Source organism: Litchfieldella qijiaojingensis (genome assembly GCF_014651875.1).
Lineage (GTDB): Bacteria > Pseudomonadota > Gammaproteobacteria > Pseudomonadales > Halomonadaceae > Litchfieldella > Litchfieldella qijiaojingensis.
This window is the reverse complement of sequence record NZ_BMXS01000012.1, coordinates 110,206-126,803: the sequence shown is the minus strand read 5'-3', so window position 1 is coordinate 126,803 and position 16,598 is coordinate 110,206. Positions and strand designations below refer to the sequence as shown.

Below are 16,598 nucleotides of genomic sequence, written 5' to 3'. Positions count from 1 at the left end.
ATTGAAATGACATAGGGGCTGCCAGCCACCTCAAGCTACCTCATCTCCAACTGCTTGACTTTGACCTCAGCCGTCGACCGCGCCCTGATCACATCGTCCCCAGGCTGCTGGCTGTGCCATTTCGGCTCCAAGGGTAAGGATCGACTCGCTTCTGCCGATAGCGTTATTGAGGCCTTCTGCCACTGCAATCGCATGCCGGTGTGGCCAATGGTATCGTCAAGCAAAACTTAATGGAGAGGGAACTGATGTCGGATCTTTTTATTGCCGTCCTGTTGATTGCCGTTCTGGCACTGATTGTTGGCGTTATCAACCCCCGCTGGGCCCTGCCGTGGTCCCCCTCGCCCAAGCGCCTGAGTGCGATCGGCATCTACTCAGCTATCGTCGTGGTCTCTTTCATAGGCTTTGGGCTCTCTGTGGATAGCGAGGATCAAGAGCAGGTTACGGAGGGTGCAACTACCCAGCAAAGCGATAGCGGTGCTGCGGTCGCAGCTACCGAGCCGGAGCCGGAGGCTGAACCTGAGCCACTCTCATCTTTCGAGCGGGTAGCGGCTGAGATGCCGGCTAACCAGAGAAACTTTCTTGCTGTCATGGCTGACGCTGCCGCCCAGTACGACGAGGCCCCCAATGAACTTGTCCAGTCTCGCATTGACAGGGAGCGAAAGGTGGCATCACGCGAATTTGTAGGCGAAGGCGGCTTGGTCACGAACTGGGTGGGCATCTTGGAAACCCTGGGGACCAACGGGGATGGCAACGCTATCGTCACCATACGAGGCAATGACCAGGTGGTTTTCAAAACATGGAACAACGCCCTTTCAGATATGGAGGCCAAGACCCTTATTCCGCATGATTCAGACCTCTACGTGGCCTTGGCCGAGCTATCCGAGGGAACAGCGGTCACTTTTTCAGGCCGCCTTAGGGATGAAGGCAGCATGACGGAAAGGGGCTCCGTCATGGAGCCCGAGTTCATCGTTCGCTTTAGTAGCATCGCACCGCTGGACTAAGGCATCACCCCTAGCATTCCCGACTCCACATTGAAGTCCATGCCTCCGTTGCGCCGCGCCTCGGCCACACGGGGGCGCCCCTCCGAATCCACCACGATGCGCAGCTCGCCACCGACGTCGGCACGAGCCTGGGCGGGCAGTGCTGCCTGACGATCGCCACCCACCGGCGCACCTAGCGCCGCCTCCGGCGAACCTGACGCCTGGGGCGCTCCCTCAATGCCCAGGCCATCCTTGACCCAATCTGGCAGCCAGGCGGTCAGGCCGTCGATCTTGCTGGAAAGCCAGTTGGTCAGGCCCTCCCACTCCTCGGCGATGCCGGTGCGCAGGCTATCGATCCAAGCGCCGCCGATTTCGCCCAGCGAGAAACTGGCGAATATCTCACGCAATGCCTCGAAGCGACCTTCCACCCAGGTGGGCAACGCCTCCCAAGCGTTGGCCACGCCATCCAGCAGGGTATCGATCCACTCGCTGGCGACCTCCGTCAGTGGACGAGCGCCGAACAGATTGAATATCTCATCTATCGCTCGCAGCAGCAGCCCCGCAGGGCTCCATGACGCCAGGTCGCGCATGATGCCGCCGATGCCCTGGGTGAACCATGCCGTGATGCCTTCCCATAATTCTTGGAACCAAGGGCCGATCGAATCCCAGTGACGATAGATGAGGTAGACCGCACCCGCCACAGCGGTTATGGCGGTGATGATCCAGCCCACGGGGGTAGTCAAGAGTGCCAACGACAGCGCCCGTATGCCAGCAATAGCTGCAGGTATAGCCCTAGCAGCCATCAACGCCAACTCTTTGCCAAAGCTCAGCACCGCACCAACCGAGCGTACGATGGAGAGCAAGAACCGGCCGGCCAATAGGCCCGCGAGCATCGTCAGCAGATTCCCGAACCCTCCTACTCGCTCGGCTGCCCAAGAAACAGCAGAGCCAACCATTTCTATGCGGCGCCATATATTGCGGATACCGTCCACAATGTCACTTGCCACCGCCTTGCGGTTAACCTGACCCAGCAAGCCCATGCGCTCGATCCAGCCATTGATTGCCGGCAGCAGCTCGCCCACCACGGCGGTCTGTATGCCAAACAGAACCTTTCGCAGGTCGCCCATCTGGTTGGTGTACTTGCGGGAGTTCTCGATCTCCTCAGGACTAAGGATCTCACCGCGCTGCTGGGCAGAGCGCATTATGGCTTCTACCTCCTCCCGCGTAGCGCCCAGCATGGCTACCATCTGCTCGCCGCCCTGGCCACCGAAGATCTCATCAAAGATTCTCTGGCGGGCCGCCATGTTCTGCACCTCACCCAGACGACCGCGCACCAGGTCGAACAGCGCCTCGGTACGTCCTCCAGTTTTGCGAAGCTCCTCGATGCCGATGCCAAGCCGCCCGAACGCCTCGGCAGCTGGGCCCCCGGCCGTCATTACGAATTCATCGGCGCGCAGGCCCAACTCTTTTAAGCCATCGGCCAAGGCATCGTTCTGTACGCCGAATCGCCTACCGACACTTTGCCATTCCTGCAGCCAGGTAGTGCCCACGCCCAGCCGCTCGGCACTCTCCTGCACGGCAGTGCCGACGTCGGTGACCCCGGACACCAACCGTTCAGTGCCCCATACCGCCCCCGCGACCGCGCCGCTCATGACCGCAAGTCCCTGGGTCAGGCTGCGAAGGCGTTCAATAGAAGTGCCGACCGTCGCGCCTACCCGTCGCGCAGAGTTCGCCAGGCGGTCTAGGCCGGCTTTACGACCGAGGCCCGAAAGGGTCTGCTGAATTCGCCGCGCCGGTCTCGTGACGCGGTCCACCAGCTCCATGACGATACTGGTTACCATGCTGCTCATCGGTACGTTCCTCCCCGATTACGCGGCCCGCTTGGACCGCGCCGGTGGTCAATGCAGCTCACTCGTCAGCACTGCCGCTAGTTTTGCGACCGGGCAGGTAGGGTTCGAGCGCCTCCATGCACAAATCAATGTCTCGTCCTGACAACTCATGTGCGGCATGGCGCGGGATACCTGCCAGTTTTGCGAGCAAGGCGAGGGCCTTCCCCATTTCGCCTTGCGCTTGATCGGTGGCTATCAGGTGCTTGCCTTTGATCTTTTTGGGCATGGTGAGCCGTTCCAGGGTGCGCTCGCCATCGAGCTTGCTGGCCGTAAAGATGAGCGGTTCGTGAAGCGTCACAATGACACTGTCGCCGGTATGCTCGATACGCTCTGCCATTGCATTCTCTTGCATGATGTTTTCGCTTGGATATTCCATGGGGGCCTTCTAAAAGCTCAATAGCATTTTTTACTAAGCGATCCTACATCCAGGCTCAGGCTCGGTTTCACAGCCTGGCTCAGTTGTAAGACGCCCCTTATTCAAGCTCGAAGCTGACGACACCAATTTCGCGCAGCCGGTGCCGCTCGGAGTAGTTGGCTGGCTTGCCGCTCTGGGCGATTTTCCGATGCATCACTTCCTGCTCTGCCCTGGCCGCCCATCGGCGACAAAGCAGAGAAAACCTTTCGAGTTCACTGCTTGTCCATCTATTAAGTCTTGCCGAGTTCAAATCTTCGAGCATTCCCAGTAATTGTCGTGAATCACCCATGGCTATTACTCCGTGGTAAATTAACCTTCAACAACCAAGTCCTGAACAAGGAAGCCAGATTCGATGCCAGACAAAACCGGTGCCCGATCATAAGTCACTGGGTAGATCCAGCTCTTGGCGTTGCGATCGACATAGGGCTCTTCAACTAGGGGGTGGCCCTCATAGGCGTAGGTGTAACCAAATGAAGGCGTACGGTGGGAGCCGATTCGCTCGGGCACATAGGCCAGCACCGCCGCGTTCCCCCACACGTCGTGCATTTCCTCGCTGCCCTCGTCCATGTAGACCGCTTCGCCGACCACCAGCTGACGCAGATTGAACAATTTAGCCAGCATGTCAGCCGTGACCGAGTTATTAGAGGTGTACTTGAACCGCTCCAGGATCTTGGGATGCTCGCATAGAGCATTGAAGCCAGAAGCCGAAACCTCCATAACATTGGGCCGCATCCCAACCTTGGTGCGGATGGCCTCACGATACTCTCGGACCTGTTTCGCCGGATCGGAGTTGGGGTCCGACCACCGATCGGTACCAGACAGGGTAATCTTGTTGTTGATGCCATAGTTGGCTGGATTGGTGGCGAGATTGGCCTGCTCGATCTCCAGGGCCAGCGAGAGAATGTCCATCACCTCGTTGACCGCGACCGTGCCCATATCAATACCGGGCACTTCACTAGCATCTTGTAGGTGCTCCAGTGTCACCATGCCTTCTAGAGCATCCTGAACGAGAACGAAGGACTTGCCTTCATAACCAAACTGGATGCGCCGGGTATTGGAGCCGGGGGCTCGCCGTGTTTTATGACGCTTGAACGACTCTCGGCCGAACTCGATGATCTTGCCGCCATGCGCCAGCACCGATACCCGAGGGAACAGAACGCTCCCCACATGCTCCGGGTGACGGTAGCCCTGCGCCACATCACTAAGTACAGGATCGATGACGCGCGCTTGACTGGTATTCATACCCATCGTTTAAACACCTCGTAACTTGGATTTAATGACTCGTTTCGATCAGGCAAGGTCGAATGACCGCCTAAACAGTGTTTCTCTCTGCCCCGGCTCTATGCCGGCGAAGAATGCTTTGAATCTGCCGCTCCGTTAGATTGAAATGCAGGGCGAGCTTGGGGGGGCTGGCACCATTCGCATGGAGCGCTACGATTTTCTTGTTGCGGATCATTCGACGCAGCGACATCAGTCGCGGGACAACAACATCTTCCCCCTCACATAGGCTGATAAGGGTCCGTGCGGACTGCTCACCGAGTTCCTGTGCCAGTCGGCCACCGGGATCTAGCTGACAAGGAACATAGAGGCGAGTACCGCCATAAGCATCGACCAGTCGAGCAGCCATCTCTCCGCACGCCTGCACCAGGTCTCCGAAGCTCTCGCCAGACTCCGCTAGCAGTTCCTCGCTGGTGATTACCCCATCCCGACAGGCGTCGGCGATACTGATCTCATCCAAACTCTGTTCCATTGCGCTCTCCGCTGAAGGCCTTCGCATAGAAGACCGCAGAAGCGCTGCACGGGTAACAAGAAGGACTTCAGCTGAGAGGAGCTGCTGGGAGAGAGGATTGGAGCCCGCATGAGGAAGGAAGTTGACTCATGTCGGCGCCAGGGAGAAGCGAAGGTTGGACTTGGTTTGGCGAGATACTATCGTCCTGGAGCAAGAGGGGGGGCGATAGCGGCTTGCAGGGCGCACCCGGTTGGATGCATCGCTACGCCTGCTGGCGACGCGCTACCATCCTTTTCAGAGCAGTGATGGCCTTTCCGGCGGTACCAGCGTTGGCGAAACGCAAACTGGAGATTCCGAAGCTGTGCTCCAGCCAATGATCTAGCGCCCTGGGCTCATCGGTTAGGCTATAGTCACTCCACAGCCGCTGAATCAGCCGGATCTGCTCCGGCGTTGCCATCCCCTCGCGGCGACCGTAAGGACCAGCCGCACAGGTGGACTTGAAGCCCAGCTGGTTCAAGCAGCGCATCACTGACTCGAAGCCCGCAAGATCCAACTCACGTGAGCTACGGCAACCTGCCACTTCTTCGAGCAGGTCTCGCCAGTCGCCATCATCGAAGCCAAGCTGTTTCTTGGCTACGTGCAGCAGTTTCAGCTTAGTTGGGTAGAGCATGGCCGCAGCCCCTCGATTAAAACCCGTTTAAAATCGCTCAGAACTGTTTAACTATTTTCAGCCGAACCGTTAGGCCCTCGAATCCCTGAGGGCCTTAGAGAGGCTCCTAGGGGCCGTTAGCCGAGCCGGCCCAAATCTCCTCGCACCGCCGGCTTAATTCTGATGCCTGCACCGCCTTCTCCTGGCAGACATTGAGTATCGATAGAACCCGCTCGACCTGAGGGTGCGCCCCTACAAGGTCATCCAGGTAACCCGCACGTAAGACGGTATCGATCAGCGCCTCCAGCGCCTCCACACTCTGCGTCAGCTCCATCTGCTTCAGATCGTTATCAAACTTCGCCCGGCTCACCTGAGCAGCAGCTACAGCAGTATCATTCATTCATTAGGCTCCCTTGACCACATCGGCGTTAACCCTGCGCTGTCCGAGCTCGGCAGCCAGGTTCATACATTTCACTGTGAAGTTGTTTACTACGAGCGGATACAGCATGGAGATCGGGACCCGGCTGCTGCGGCTCTGAAGCGTGAGACGCTCACGCATGGCGTCGTATGCATCAGCTTCGAGAACTTCCCCGGCTTCTTTGCCCAGCCGCTTGAGCTTCATCGCCAGATACGCTTCCAGATGGCTGTCGAGTGGTGCGAGTTCGGCAACCTCAATACGGCGTATCACCTCGCGTGCCTGCCAGTTGCGGCGCTCGTCCAGGGTGCCTTTCAGCTCGGGCTGGCCAATCAGGATGATCGCAATCAGACGCCGGAAACCGTCCTCCAGCTCCCAGAAGCGCTTGAGGTACTTCAGCGTCGCGACGGTCAAGTCATGAGCCTCTTCGATGATCAGCACGTGGCTGTTGCCGCCACGGCTGGAGCCGGTCAGCAACCGCTCGATCTGGCGCGCCTTGGCTTCCAGCGAGCGCTTGGGCCGCTCCTGGGAGATATCCTCGATGATGGCGTCGCAGACGGCGCTGGCCGTCAGGCGCTCCTTGTCGATGGTGCGAGGGAAAATCGGCGTGATGGCGTGCTCCTCGCGCTGGATGCGGTCGATCAGGTCGCGACGCAACACGCTCTTGCCGGCACCGGACTCGCCGATTACCGCCAGGAAGCCGCCATGCTTGGCAGTGCTGAACATGTGCTCACGGATGTAGCGCTGATCAGGCGCTAGGAACACGTCTTCAGCCCCCTGGACATCGTCCATGAAGGGGTCGCGGAACAGGCCGAAATGGCGGCGCGCGGTCTGTGTTAGCATAACTTTCTCCGGTAGTTGATTCTCTTCTATGGCGATCGGAGCGGGGCTTCGGCCAGAGTGCGCGTTATCTTGGCGGATCGGGCGCACCTGGTCGGAGCTCTCGTCGTCAATCTCAAATGCCACAGCTATCTCCTTTTCACTGGCACCCGCCTGGCGCAGGTAATCGGCTATCTGCTGCTGCAGAAATCCCCGCGGTGTTCTTCCCGGCCAGGTATTGCGTGCAAGGATGCCGGTAATGATGGGCTTGGAAGGGTGCCGGCCACTCGATAGCACGACGTGCTTCGATAGATCGGCTTGCCGCACGCCGAGCGCCATTAGGAGCCTTCTCGCCTTGATCGGCTGGCTGTTCGACTGCCCTTCAGTTACTGGTTGAGTCTGGGTTGCAAGCATTCCAATTCCTCCATGCTTAGCGGGCCAGGGCGACGGCCTTGGGCGCTCTGGGCTGTTCAACCAGCCAGGCCACCAGGTCGTCGAGTTCGTCTTCCGGCACCCCTTCCGGATGCCGCTGTTTCACCAAGTCGCTCTCCTCTGGAGTCAAGCCTCGGCCAAGTTGCGCACGTAGCCGCTTCAGCGCCTCGATCATCGGTAGCGGAGCCAGGGAGACAGAGGCGGCCTTGGCCACGTCCAGCGGCGTTCCACGGCGCGCCATGAAGGCCGGTAGGGTTTCGGCTGCCAGGTATCCGATCGGGTCTATCTCGCCATTGAAGGGCGTTTGCCGCTTACTCCGTGCCTTGTCGACCTCCTGCTGGGTCTCGGCACCGTAGGCTGCCTTGTCCATGGCCTTGCGGTTGGTGTCCACGTCAGTATCCGGCTTAGCGGCGTAGCTCGCGCCGAACACTGGGCTATCCATGTAGAAGCCGGCAGCATCGCGCTCCATGGGGAGGCACTCGATCTGCTCGCCATCCTCCTCCAGGGCCACGAACACATTGGGTGCCCGATAGGGATTCACCGTGACGGTCACTGTCTCGCCGACGCGCACCCCGGGCAGATCGGCCACAGAGTAAGTCGCCGAGTCGAAACCCTTGATGGCGTAAGAGATCGTCAGGTCACCCCGCACTTTGCGCGGCTCGGGCTTGGTGCGCAGTAGCTGCTCGCACAACTCCCGAGGCGGGCACAGTCGCAGCTGCTCGGGCCTGATGGTCTGCCATAGGCCATAGCGGGTGCTGCGGGTGCGGGAGTGGATCTTGGTGGCGCTGAAATGGCGCATCCAGGTATGGGCCGCCGCATTCAGAGCCTCCAGGCTTTCCACCTTCATCAGTGACAGACGGCCTTCGAAACCGCGCTCGACCAGGTCATGGGTGCGCTCCACCTGACCCTTGCTGCGGGGCTGTCCTGGGGTATGGGCCCAGTGCGTCACCTGCAGCTGATCCAGCAGATTGCGGATCAGGTGCGACTGGTTGGCGCTGCCAGCATCCCACACCATCATCTGCGGCACCCCGTGGAAGGGGTCATGCGGATGGTCGCGCTCCGGCCAGGCGTGCATCAGGAACTCGAACAGCGTCTCCTGATCTTCGCCGGCGGCCAGGAAGTACTCGACGTAAAATGCCCCGCTGTAGTGATCGGTGATCAGATAGCGCAGCACACGTTGGTTGACCACCTTGGCGGCGTTCTCTGGCTTGTTCTTGTAGAAGCGCTTGGCATCCATCACTGCCAGACCGCCCTTGTCCAGGTAATAGAGCACACAGACCGAGACGTCGAACTGATGCACGTGGTTGGGGTACTGGCTGCGCATCTGAGTGTACGGGGTGGCCCGGCTCACCTGGTCCGGATGCAGGCCATGCTCACGCATCACCCGAGCATAGGTATCCGCCGAGGCCCGCGTGGTGACACCGCTAGCGGGATTCGCTAGAGCAATCTCCAGGGCGTCTTCGATCGACAGCAGTCGCTTGCCGCTGTCGCGGGTGCTCTGGCGCATGATGCTGGCCACCGTGGCTGCTTCTTCCCGGCTGACTTGGCTTTCGCCGCGGTCGCGCCGCCGCTGCCGCTGCGCGTCCCAGCCTGTCGCCTTGAGGCCACGATAGACCCGATCCTTGGAGCAGCTGAGGAACTGAGCTGCCCGCGCCACGATCTGGCCTTTTTGGCCACGCGGTGCCTCGCGAAGCTGCTCGGCGACGCGATCGAAATGGCGGAGTTCATCGGCGCTGAAGGAGGTCATGACGTTTCACCCCCTTGCATCCAGCTGTCATCGATATCCAGATCGACCGGCTCCAGGTCCAGCTCGCGCTCCAACTGATCAAGCTCGATGCGCAACCGAGCCACCTGCTGAGCGCAGGCATGCCTCAGCTCACGAGGGGCTTCTTCCCAGTCAAGGATTTCAACCATTACCGCGCGTAGCGGCAGCAGCAGACTCCGGGCCTTGAACCCTTCAGCCTCGAGGCGATCGGATAGCTCCTGCACCCGCTGGTCGGGCGTCAGGTGCTGGCGGCGATGCAGTTGTTCCTCAAGCTCGGCGATCTTGTTGGACTTGTCCTGGGTGACCCGCCGCGAGGCCTCCAGCTCCTGTCGACTCTCTTCGGCCTGGCTCTTGAGTGCGTCCTTTTCCTTGGCATGCCGGGCTGCCATGTCTTCGATCAACTCGACCAGGGCATCCTTGTCCTCTATCTTCACCGCCTCGCCCTGGATGATCAGCTCGCGCTCTTCGTCAGGGAGTTGGCGAAGCTTGCGAAGCTCTCGGTAGCCGGCGCCGATCGTCCGGAGGCTTTCCAGGGCTTCTTCCCCGAAGGCGGCCAGATTGCGAAGATCCTCATCCACGGAAGTCTTGGAGCGCCCAATGGCCTGGCAGTAACCCTCCCAAGTGCCGACGTCGTCGATTTTGTTGCCTTGGGAGTCCACGCCAGACACGCCTCTAAGTGCCCGATATGCCTTGGTTTGCTTCACTTCCGCCAGGGTGCGCAAAGTGACGACGGTCGCCAGTTTTGCAAATGACTGCGCCGTCCGTGCTTGGCCCAACAGCTGGTTGGCCTGGTCACGGGCTTCGCTATACCGCGCCAGCTCGGCCTGCTCGGCACCTTCGATCAAGGCGCGCTCATCCAGCTGCCGTTCGGCCAGGTCAGCATGCTCCAGCTGGTCCTGAAGCTCTGCGTGCTTTTGTGGCTGCTTAGCCATGCAACAACTCCTCTCCTGTTACGTCGCGATATTCCTGGCGGACCGCCTGCACTCGACCGAGGGCGTCACGCTGGTAGGCATGCGCGATGCTGGCCAGTCGAGTCGCTACACGCCACCGTGACTGCTTGCTGCCGGCAACAGGTACCTCGACCACCCAGCCGTGAGCCTCCAGCGTTTTTAGAAGGCGCCAAGCTGTGGTCGGGTTGACTCCAGCTGCCTCTGCAACATCCAGGAGCGGCTTGCCCTGGAAGCCATTTGCCACAAGTGCCTCGAACAGCGTGAGCGCCTTACCAACGGATTGATTCAACTCGCTCATACCCGCGCCTCCCCGGTACCTTGGCGATACTTCAGCCGCTTGAGATAGCGCTGGATAGAACTCCTTCCAGGCGCCCGATCTCCGAACCGGCCATGGCAAGCCTCGGCAATCTGCTCGATCGACCGACGGCCTTTTAAGCTGTGAATGAAATCTCTAATTTCTGGGTCTCGCTCGATTTTCGAGCGCGGGTCGCTTTCCAAAGCGAGCGCTACACTGGAAGAGGCCTTCTTATCAGCCTTCAAGCCTCGCTCTGTCAGCTCGCACATAGCCGCAGTCATGACGGCCAATGCATCCTCGGTCGATAACTGGTCGATCCCACCCAGCACGTGATTGCGCCGCCTGATAAGCTCAGCTACATCCAGCATCACATCTCTCCTCCAACCCCGGCCCCAAAATCGAACTCCGGCTGCTGTCGTCTCTGCACCGTGCCTTGATGCCAGGCCAGCTGCTCCATGGCGGTGAAGAGCGCACCTAGGGTGTCCTCGGCTTCGATCTGTCCGTCGTAGTACCGCAGCAGTAGCCCCACCGCGTCTGTAAAAGACGCCTGTAGCGCGTTGATATCGGAGCTGCTTGCACGATGTCCCGTTGGGATGTCTATCAGCAATTTCTGTCCCGAATGGCCAATGAAGCGGGTCACGTAGTCGATTCCGCAGGCCTGTTCAAAAGGACGAATCAAGATTGCCGGCAGCCGCCCATTCTCCAGCCATTTATAAATGACCCACTTGCTGGCCATCCCCATCAGGTCGGCGATGTTATCGACCGAACGGTTATGGCGAACTCGCGCATGCTCCAGGCACCACTCCATTGCCTGCCTCAATGACCCTGGTTGTCGACTCTTCCAATTACGCCCCGTCATTGCCTACCCCTCTCAGTTCTGCCATCCAAACAAAGCTTGCCGCTGCTACTGTCGCCTCGCAGAACGGCCGCCTAATGTTTCGTTAAGCCGACACGACTGATCGGGAGAGACGAATGACACCGGAGTCCACAGCCAGCCGCTGCCGTAACTCACGGCCTTTGGGACCGTTCCAGGCGCCCACCAGGGCGGACCGGGCATTGGTAGGGTTATGGCCGTGTTCGCGGCACCAGGCAGCCAGGGAGGTGCCGCGGGCTATGAATCCGCCGCGCACCTTCTGGTACAGCTCCGGGCCAGGCATAACGTCGTTGCTGTTCATCGGAGAATCCCTCACACTTAGTTGAATCAGATACGATCAATGCATATTCATAATGAGTAGGATCGGAACATATGTCAAGCACCGATGAGTCATATCGGAAACATTTTGGCGAGCGGTTGGCCGCCGCAAGAAAGCTTGCGGGCATGAACCAAGCGCAACTATCTGATTCCGTCGATATAGGACGGGCCACCCTCAGCCGATATGAGCGTGGAGACCTAACTCCACCGACCGATGTCTTGGCATCGATTGCAGCCTTCCTTCAGCCCTACGGGGTATCTCTCGAATGGCTTCTGTATGGCGAGGAGGAGGCGGAAGTCGAAGCGCAACCTACTGCCAGACTTCGCAGCTTTGGTTCGCTGGTGGCTCTGCGCTTCACCTCCGGCGGCGTTGGCGAGGTATCGATGGGACTCCCGGAAGTGCGCCGTTTCTTGCAAGTCTGTCGCGAGCTCGAACAGGGCCAACCCAAGCCCAGCACAGCCGTCCTAGAAAGCATTGACACGGTTATTGAGCACTTCTACGAGCATTACGACGAGATAGATATCGTGGCCGATGTGCCCATCGCCGTGCATGGTGTGAAGTTAACCCCAGTGGTCCCAGTGTCTACAAAGCGTGAGGATCTATCTAAATGGAGTGTTGCCAGGGGTATGGAACCCCGCAACCAGCCTACCAAGGACGGCTCCGGCAAGGAGGAGGTTCGCCAGAATATAAGCGGAGAGGGGCATCAGATCGCCGGAGGTAATATAGAAAACAGTGGAGGCGTAAGCATTGGCAGGAGATTCAAGGATTGAAAAAGACTGAGTGCCGGCAGGTTCACCAGGTTGTCCAAGGGGAAGGGCATCAGATCGCCGGCAACGACATCCATAACCACACACGAGTCGAGGAGTACTCGCCGCCTAACGACAGTCCCTATCTGCGGCCCTGCAAGGCCTGCGGCTGGCATGGTGTCGCGGTGAATGCCAATGTGTGTGGGAAGTGCGGGTATAACTACGCCCAGGAGCGGATCATCGCCGCCATGAGGGAGCGGGAAAGGCGAGAGACTTTGGTTTATGGGCTGATGTTTGCCGTCGCCGCACTGGTAGGCTTCTCCGCCTGGCTTAGCGGGCGCACCTCACTCAGCTTCCTGGATGCACTGGTCGCCAGCGGATTCTCGGCGCTCATTTCATACGGAGCATGGTGCTGGCTTCGCGCCTGGAGCGCCGTGAAGTGGAAGGCTCTCAAGCGGCGCCGGAAGGACTGAACGGAATCTTCCGCCGATCAGTGGTGGCCGAAGTGCTCCCCACCGCCACGCACAACTGAAATCACCTTTTCATTTCCCAGCCCGCAACAACTTTCCTCAGCCCGCATCAACCCGCAATTATCTTACGCTTACCTATGGGATTATCTTGGGAAGGGACAATCGCTCGGCAACTTTTCGGACGAAACCGAATTATGGGAAGCAAGCGCCCAAGGCTTGACTTGGGTCATGATCTGTGAGTTTGGGGCTTGAAAACCGGCCGGGCGCCACCAATATTGCATTGCAAGAAAAGTGACTTCATCGCTGTGTGATGCGTCAGGAGGTGTGGCGTATGAACCTGCAGAAACTTTCTCCGTGGAACTGGTTCAAGAGCGAGGCTCGCGAGAACACCGGCTCTCCGGTGCCGGTCACGCACGCGGTCGAACCGAGCCGGACGGCGGTTTCACCGTTGTGGCAGATGCATCGCGAACTGGATCGCTGGATGGACGATACCCTGCGCCAGTTCGGTATGCCGACTTTCGGCGATCGCTTCCCGAGTCTTGACGACCGCTTCGGTACCATGAGCAGCTTCTTGCGGCCGAGCGTGGATATCGCCGAGCGCGACAACGAGTATCGCATCAGTGTCGAAGTACCCGGTGTCGAGGAGAAGGATATCAAGCTGTCCCTGGATGATCATCGCCTGATGATCGAAGGCGAGAAGCGCCAGGAAAGCGATACCAAGGAAGATCGTTATCAGCGTATCGAGCGCGTCTATGGCAGCTTCCGCCGGGTGCTGGATCTTCCTGAGGATGCCAAGGTCGAGGATATCAAGGCGACCTTCGGCAACGGCGTGCTGACCGTTACGTTGCCGCGTGACACCACGATCCAGCCCCGCCGGCGCGAGATCCCCATCCAACCGCAATAAGTCGATAGCGTTGGCCAGGCCCACCTCACGGTGGGCCTTGTTATTGGCAGGTATCGCTCGGGCGAACCCGGGTGATGCACGTCAGCCTTCCTTGGCACCAGCACTCTGGAAGCCACGCACCAGATAGTCGAAGAGCAGCCCGTAGGCAATGCCCAGTGGAATGGCGACGGCAGTCGTCGCAGCCATCAGCGACGGCCAGAAGTAGACATCGCCACGAATCAGCTCGGTGGGCACGCCGGCGCTGATGTTTCGCGATGCCGACTCGCTGATAAATGTCACCGCATAGATATAGTTGGACAGTGACAGCGAAAAGGCGAAGACGATGCATGCCCCGATACCGGGCAATGCTTGTGGTAGCACCACTTTCCAGAAGGCTTGGAAGCGGGTGCAGCCGTCCAGCAATGCGGCTTCATCCAGTTGGCGAGGAATCGATCGGAAGAAGCCCAGCAGCAGCCAGGTACAGAACGGAATGGTGATGGTCGGCAGCACCAGTACCAGCGACCAGATGCTGTTGGCCAGCCCCAGGGTCACCACGATCCGGAACAAGGGAATGAACAATAGGGTTGGCGGAATCAGGTAGACCAGGAAGATCGCCATCCCGGAGTGCTCGCCCCAATGACCGGTCAGGCGTGCCAGGGAATAGGCGGCCGGAACGGCAAGTATCACGGTGATGGCGACCACGCACAGCCCGATCACCAGGGAATTCATCGCGAAGGTGGGAAAGGGCGTGCTGGTGAACAAGTAGACCAGGTGATCGAGGGTAGGGGCGGTTTCATAAATAAAGGGATTGGCCCCGAACCGATAGAGTTCGCTCTCTTGTTTGAAGATGGTGATGACCGCGTAGAGCACTGGCAGCGTGGTGAAGAGAACCAGCAGCACGATAGCGGCATAGAAGATGAGTTTGCGCGGGTAGCCTCTCATCGTTGCCCCCTCAATCCCTGCCCGCTCGGTAGGCAAAGCGCAATGCCACGATGGCCGCCGCCAGAAGTACCGGGAACAGGAAGAGTGCGATGGCTGCCCCTTGCGCCAGGTCACCACTGTTGATGCCCTTGAGGTAGGCCCAGTAGGGCAGGATCTGCGTAGCGTGTCCCGGTCCTCCCCGGGTCAGCAACGCAATCGTGGACATTTCCCCTATCACCAACAGGGCCGTGAACAGAATCGCCACAGTGAGCACGGGAGCCAACGCCGGAATGATGATGCGGAACAGCACCCGGAAAAAGCCCGCGCCGTCGAGCTGGGCCTGTTCGATGCGTTCACGCGGAATCGAGAGACGCCCCGCCAGGACGATGATCGTTGCCAACGGCAGCGTGCGCCACACGTCCACGAAGACCACCGAGCCGATCGCCAGCCACTCCCGGCCTAGGTAGAACATGTTCCTCGAAGGGCCGAAAGGACCGTCCGGTCCCAGAAGTCCGAGTTGGACGAGTACCCAGTCGATGGGACTGTATTGCGAGTCCAGCAACCACAGCCAGGTTATCGCCGAAAGCGCCACCGGCATGGCCCAGGGAATCATGAACAGCACTTGCACCAGCCTCTTGCCACGGAACTCCCTGGCCAGCAGTTCCACGGCCGTGGTCGCCAGTACCAGCAGGATCAGTACCGTCAGGGTGGTGATGAGCAGGCTGTTGCGCAATGCGATGCCAAAGGCATCCTGACTGATAACGCTGATGAAGTTGTCCAGACCAACGAAAGTATCTATCTGGGGGTTGCCTACGGTGGCGTCACTGACACTCAGGGCAATGGCGATGAAGAAGGGGACGGCCACGAATGCCACCACATAGAGAACGGCCGGAGCGAGCATGAGCGTACCCAGGACGCGGGGGCGTTCGAGCGCCAATGCCATGCGTGCCATCAGGCCCGTGGGCCGGTCATGGGCTACAGTCCCTTCCTTCATGCGATAGCCACCTTGGCTTCCGAGAGTCGCGAGCCGGTGTTGGAGTCGAAGAAACAGGCATCTTCCTTGGTCACCACGAAATGGTGAGTCTCCCTGGTACCGATGGTGGGCATGGCGGCCTGGCGTAGGCGGCCGATGACCCGTGGTTGCTGGTGTTGTTGCGGAAGCCCACGGCGAACCACACCGTAGATCAGCCACTCTGCTCCGAGAAATTCCAAGTGCTCGACCTCGATCTCCAGTTCCAGGGCTATCTCCTTGCCTGGCGCTTCCGAGGCCAGGTGGAAATGCTCTGGCCGCACGCCGATGATGGCGTTCTCGAGTTGCAGCAGGTTCATGGGTGGGTCGCCAATGAAACCAGCAACGAACGTATCCGCAGGATCGTAATAGAGTTGCTGCGGTGTACCGATCTGGTGAACGATGCCTTTTTCCATGACCATGATCCGATCGGCCAGCCCCAGTGCCTCGGTTTGATCGTGGGTCACATAGAGGGTGGTGATACGCGTACGGTCATGCAGCTCCCGCAGCTCTCCGCGTGCCTGACTGCGAATCTGTGCGTCCAGGGAACTCAATGGCTCATCGAACAGGAAAAGGTCGGGGGTGCGCACCATGGCGCGGGCCAGGGCCACTCGCTGGCTTTGCCCACCCGACAGCCGGGTGGGTCGGCGGTCGAGCAGATCCGCGATTTCCAGAATTTCAGTTACCCATTCCAATTGGCGCTTTTGCTCATCGGAAGCAATCTTGCGGGCGCGTAGCGGAAACAGGATGTTGTCCCGCACCGTCATGTTCGGGTAGAGCGCATAGCTCTGGAACACCATGGCGATATTACGCTTGCGCGGTGGTACCCCCATGATCGGGTGTCCATCGATATACAACTTTCCCGAACTCGGCTCCTCGAGTCCGGCAACCAGGCGCATCAAGGTGGTTTTTCCTGAACCGGAGGGACCGAGCACAGCGAGCAGTTCGCCATCCACGGTCTCCATGTCCACGCCGTCCACGGCGATGATTCGGCCGTAATGTTTCTTCAGGGCATGTGTCGTCAGAATCGCCATAAGC

General features: G+C 59.5%; 21 protein-coding genes. 4 read left to right on the top strand and 17 right to left on the bottom strand.

All coding sequences use genetic code 11. From position 1 onward, the window contains the following. Nucleotides 1-245: 245 nt before the first annotated feature. Complete coding sequence (locus IE093_RS12775) at nt 246-1,001, top strand: hypothetical protein (RefSeq protein WP_189469775.1); 756 nt, start codon at nt 246-248, stop codon at nt 999-1,001. On the opposite strand, the gene IE093_RS12770 is transcribed toward IE093_RS12775, so the two are convergent. From IE093_RS12770 to IE093_RS12705, 14 genes are all read right to left on the bottom strand, one after another. Further along, nucleotides 998-2,830, bottom strand: coding sequence for a phage tail tape measure protein (locus IE093_RS12770; RefSeq protein WP_189469774.1), 1,833 nt, complete (start codon nt 2,828-2,830; stop codon nt 998-1,000). The genes IE093_RS12775 and IE093_RS12770 overlap by 4 nt on opposite strands. A 58-nt stretch (nt 2,831-2,888) precedes the next feature. Continuing rightward, complete coding sequence (locus IE093_RS12765) at nt 2,889-3,245, bottom strand: phage tail assembly protein (protein ID WP_189469772.1); 357 nt, start codon at nt 3,243-3,245, stop codon at nt 2,889-2,891. Between the two features lie 97 nt (nt 3,246-3,342). Continuing rightward, on the bottom strand, nt 3,343-3,573 hold the full coding sequence (locus tag IE093_RS12760; protein WP_189469770.1) for a hypothetical protein: 231 nt from the start codon (nt 3,571-3,573) through the stop codon (nt 3,343-3,345). Nucleotides 3,574-3,593: 20 nt separating this feature from the next. Continuing rightward, entirely contained in the window at nt 3,594-4,532 is a 939-nt protein-coding gene (locus tag IE093_RS12755; protein ID WP_189469768.1) for a major capsid protein, read from the bottom strand. Nucleotides 4,533-4,596: 64 nt separating this feature from the next. Beyond that, a complete protein-coding gene (locus tag IE093_RS12750) occupies nt 4,597-5,034 on the bottom strand; it encodes a Mor transcription activator family protein (protein WP_189469766.1) in 438 nt (145 codons plus the stop codon). Nucleotides 5,035-5,275: 241 nt separating this feature from the next. Then, nucleotides 5,276-5,683: a regulatory protein GemA gene (locus tag IE093_RS12745; protein ID WP_189469764.1), complete on the bottom strand. Its 408-nt coding sequence runs from the start codon at nt 5,681-5,683 to the stop codon at nt 5,276-5,278. Between the two features lie 106 nt (nt 5,684-5,789). Next, nucleotides 5,790-6,062, bottom strand: a complete 273-nt coding sequence (locus IE093_RS12740; RefSeq protein ID WP_189469762.1) for a hypothetical protein — start codon at nt 6,060-6,062, stop codon at nt 5,790-5,792. A 3-nt stretch (nt 6,063-6,065) separates the two neighbouring features. Then, nucleotides 6,066-6,920, bottom strand: a complete 855-nt coding sequence (locus tag IE093_RS12735; RefSeq protein ID WP_189469760.1) for an ExeA family protein — start codon at nt 6,918-6,920, stop codon at nt 6,066-6,068. Between the two features lie 406 nt (nt 6,921-7,326). Continuing rightward, on the bottom strand, nt 7,327-9,075 hold the full coding sequence (locus IE093_RS12730) for a DDE-type integrase/transposase/recombinase (RefSeq protein ID WP_189469758.1): 1,749 nt from the start codon (nt 9,073-9,075) through the stop codon (nt 7,327-7,329). Further along, entirely contained in the window at nt 9,072-10,025 is a 954-nt protein-coding gene (locus IE093_RS12725; protein ID WP_189469756.1) for a coiled-coil domain-containing protein, read from the bottom strand. The genes IE093_RS12730 and IE093_RS12725 overlap by 4 nt, the downstream gene beginning before the upstream one ends. Beyond that, entirely contained in the window at nt 10,018-10,341 is a 324-nt protein-coding gene (locus IE093_RS12720; protein WP_189469754.1) for a helix-turn-helix domain-containing protein, read from the bottom strand. Before IE093_RS12720 ends, IE093_RS12725 begins: the two co-directional genes overlap by 8 nt. Then, nucleotides 10,338-10,706 carry a hypothetical protein gene (locus IE093_RS12715; protein ID WP_189469752.1) on the bottom strand — a complete coding sequence of 123 codons (369 nt, stop codon included), beginning with the start codon at nt 10,704-10,706 and terminating at the stop codon, nt 10,338-10,340. The genes IE093_RS12720 and IE093_RS12715 overlap by 4 nt, the downstream gene beginning before the upstream one ends. Further along, a complete protein-coding gene (locus IE093_RS12710; protein WP_229803541.1) occupies nt 10,706-11,146 on the bottom strand; it encodes a hypothetical protein in 441 nt (146 codons plus the stop codon). Before IE093_RS12710 ends, IE093_RS12715 begins: the two co-directional genes overlap by 1 nt. Nucleotides 11,147-11,279: 133 nt before the next feature. Next, nucleotides 11,280-11,513, bottom strand: a complete 234-nt coding sequence (locus IE093_RS12705; RefSeq protein ID WP_189469748.1) for a helix-turn-helix domain-containing protein — start codon at nt 11,511-11,513, stop codon at nt 11,280-11,282. A gap of 71 nt (nt 11,514-11,584) precedes the next feature. Here IE093_RS12705 and IE093_RS12700 point away from each other — a divergent pair, with 71 nt between their 5' ends. The 3 genes from IE093_RS12700 (at nt 11,585) to IE093_RS12690 (ending at nt 13,651) form a co-directional block, all read left to right on the top strand. Continuing rightward, a complete protein-coding gene (locus IE093_RS12700) occupies nt 11,585-12,301 on the top strand; it encodes a helix-turn-helix domain-containing protein (RefSeq protein ID WP_189469746.1) in 717 nt (238 codons plus the stop codon). Then, nucleotides 12,298-12,750, top strand: coding sequence for a hypothetical protein (locus tag IE093_RS12695; protein ID WP_189469744.1), 453 nt, complete (start codon nt 12,298-12,300; stop codon nt 12,748-12,750). Before IE093_RS12700 ends, IE093_RS12695 begins: the two co-directional genes overlap by 4 nt. A gap of 328 nt (nt 12,751-13,078) precedes the next feature. Beyond that, a complete protein-coding gene (locus tag IE093_RS12690) occupies nt 13,079-13,651 on the top strand; it encodes an Hsp20/alpha crystallin family protein (protein WP_189469742.1) in 573 nt (190 codons plus the stop codon). Between the two features lie 81 nt (nt 13,652-13,732). On the opposite strand, the gene IE093_RS12685 is transcribed toward IE093_RS12690, so the two are convergent. The 3 genes from IE093_RS12685 to IE093_RS12675 are packed head-to-tail and all read right to left on the bottom strand — an operon-like array spanning nt 13,733 to nt 16,594. Beyond that, nucleotides 13,733-14,572, bottom strand: a complete 840-nt coding sequence (locus IE093_RS12685; RefSeq protein WP_189469740.1) for a carbohydrate ABC transporter permease — start codon at nt 14,570-14,572, stop codon at nt 13,733-13,735. Nucleotides 14,573-14,582: 10 nt separating this feature from the next. After that, nucleotides 14,583-15,545, bottom strand: a complete 963-nt coding sequence (locus tag IE093_RS12680) for a carbohydrate ABC transporter permease (RefSeq protein ID WP_229803539.1) — start codon at nt 15,543-15,545, stop codon at nt 14,583-14,585. Then, nucleotides 15,542-16,594, bottom strand: a complete 1,053-nt coding sequence (locus IE093_RS12675; RefSeq protein WP_189469738.1) for an ABC transporter ATP-binding protein — start codon at nt 16,592-16,594, stop codon at nt 15,542-15,544. The genes IE093_RS12680 and IE093_RS12675 overlap by 4 nt, the downstream gene beginning before the upstream one ends. Between the last annotated feature and the right edge of the window lie 4 nt (nt 16,595-16,598).

Coding starts and splice junctions, on each gene's coding strand:
- IE093_RS12775 (WP_189469775.1), top strand. CDS start 246: ATGTCGGATCTTTTTATTGCCGTCCTGTTGATTGCCGTTCTGGCACTG.
- IE093_RS12770 (WP_189469774.1), bottom strand. CDS start 2,830: ATGAGCAGCATGGTAACCAGTATCGTCATGGAGCTGGTGGACCGCGTC.
- IE093_RS12765 (WP_189469772.1), bottom strand. CDS start 3,245: ATGGAATATCCAAGCGAAAACATCATGCAAGAGAATGCAATGGCAGAG.
- IE093_RS12760 (WP_189469770.1), bottom strand. CDS start 3,573: ATGGGTGATTCACGACAATTACTGGGAATGCTCGAAGATTTGAACTCG.
- IE093_RS12755 (WP_189469768.1), bottom strand. CDS start 4,532: ATGGGTATGAATACCAGTCAAGCGCGCGTCATCGATCCTGTACTTAGT.
- IE093_RS12750 (WP_189469766.1), bottom strand. CDS start 5,034: ATGGAACAGAGTTTGGATGAGATCAGTATCGCCGACGCCTGTCGGGAT.
- IE093_RS12745 (WP_189469764.1), bottom strand. CDS start 5,683: ATGCTCTACCCAACTAAGCTGAAACTGCTGCACGTAGCCAAGAAACAG.
- IE093_RS12740 (WP_189469762.1), bottom strand. CDS start 6,062: ATGAATGATACTGCTGTAGCTGCTGCTCAGGTGAGCCGGGCGAAGTTT.
- IE093_RS12735 (WP_189469760.1), bottom strand. CDS start 6,920: ATGCTAACACAGACCGCGCGCCGCCATTTCGGCCTGTTCCGCGACCCC.
- IE093_RS12730 (WP_189469758.1), bottom strand. CDS start 9,075: ATGACCTCCTTCAGCGCCGATGAACTCCGCCATTTCGATCGCGTCGCC.
- IE093_RS12725 (WP_189469756.1), bottom strand. CDS start 10,025: ATGGCTAAGCAGCCACAAAAGCACGCAGAGCTTCAGGACCAGCTGGAG.
- IE093_RS12720 (WP_189469754.1), bottom strand. CDS start 10,341: ATGAGCGAGTTGAATCAATCCGTTGGTAAGGCGCTCACGCTGTTCGAG.
- IE093_RS12715 (WP_189469752.1), bottom strand. CDS start 10,706: ATGCTGGATGTAGCTGAGCTTATCAGGCGGCGCAATCACGTGCTGGGT.
- IE093_RS12710 (WP_229803541.1), bottom strand. CDS start 11,146: ATGGAGTGGTGCCTGGAGCATGCGCGAGTTCGCCATAACCGTTCGGTC.
- IE093_RS12705 (WP_189469748.1), bottom strand. CDS start 11,513: ATGAACAGCAACGACGTTATGCCTGGCCCGGAGCTGTACCAGAAGGTG.
- IE093_RS12700 (WP_189469746.1), top strand. CDS start 11,585: ATGTCAAGCACCGATGAGTCATATCGGAAACATTTTGGCGAGCGGTTG.
- IE093_RS12690 (WP_189469742.1), top strand. CDS start 13,079: ATGAACCTGCAGAAACTTTCTCCGTGGAACTGGTTCAAGAGCGAGGCT.
- IE093_RS12685 (WP_189469740.1), bottom strand. CDS start 14,572: ATGAGAGGCTACCCGCGCAAACTCATCTTCTATGCCGCTATCGTGCTG.
- IE093_RS12680 (WP_229803539.1), bottom strand. CDS start 15,545: ATGAAGGAAGGGACTGTAGCCCATGACCGGCCCACGGGCCTGATGGCA.
- IE093_RS12675 (WP_189469738.1), bottom strand. CDS start 16,594: ATGGCGATTCTGACGACACATGCCCTGAAGAAACATTACGGCCGAATC.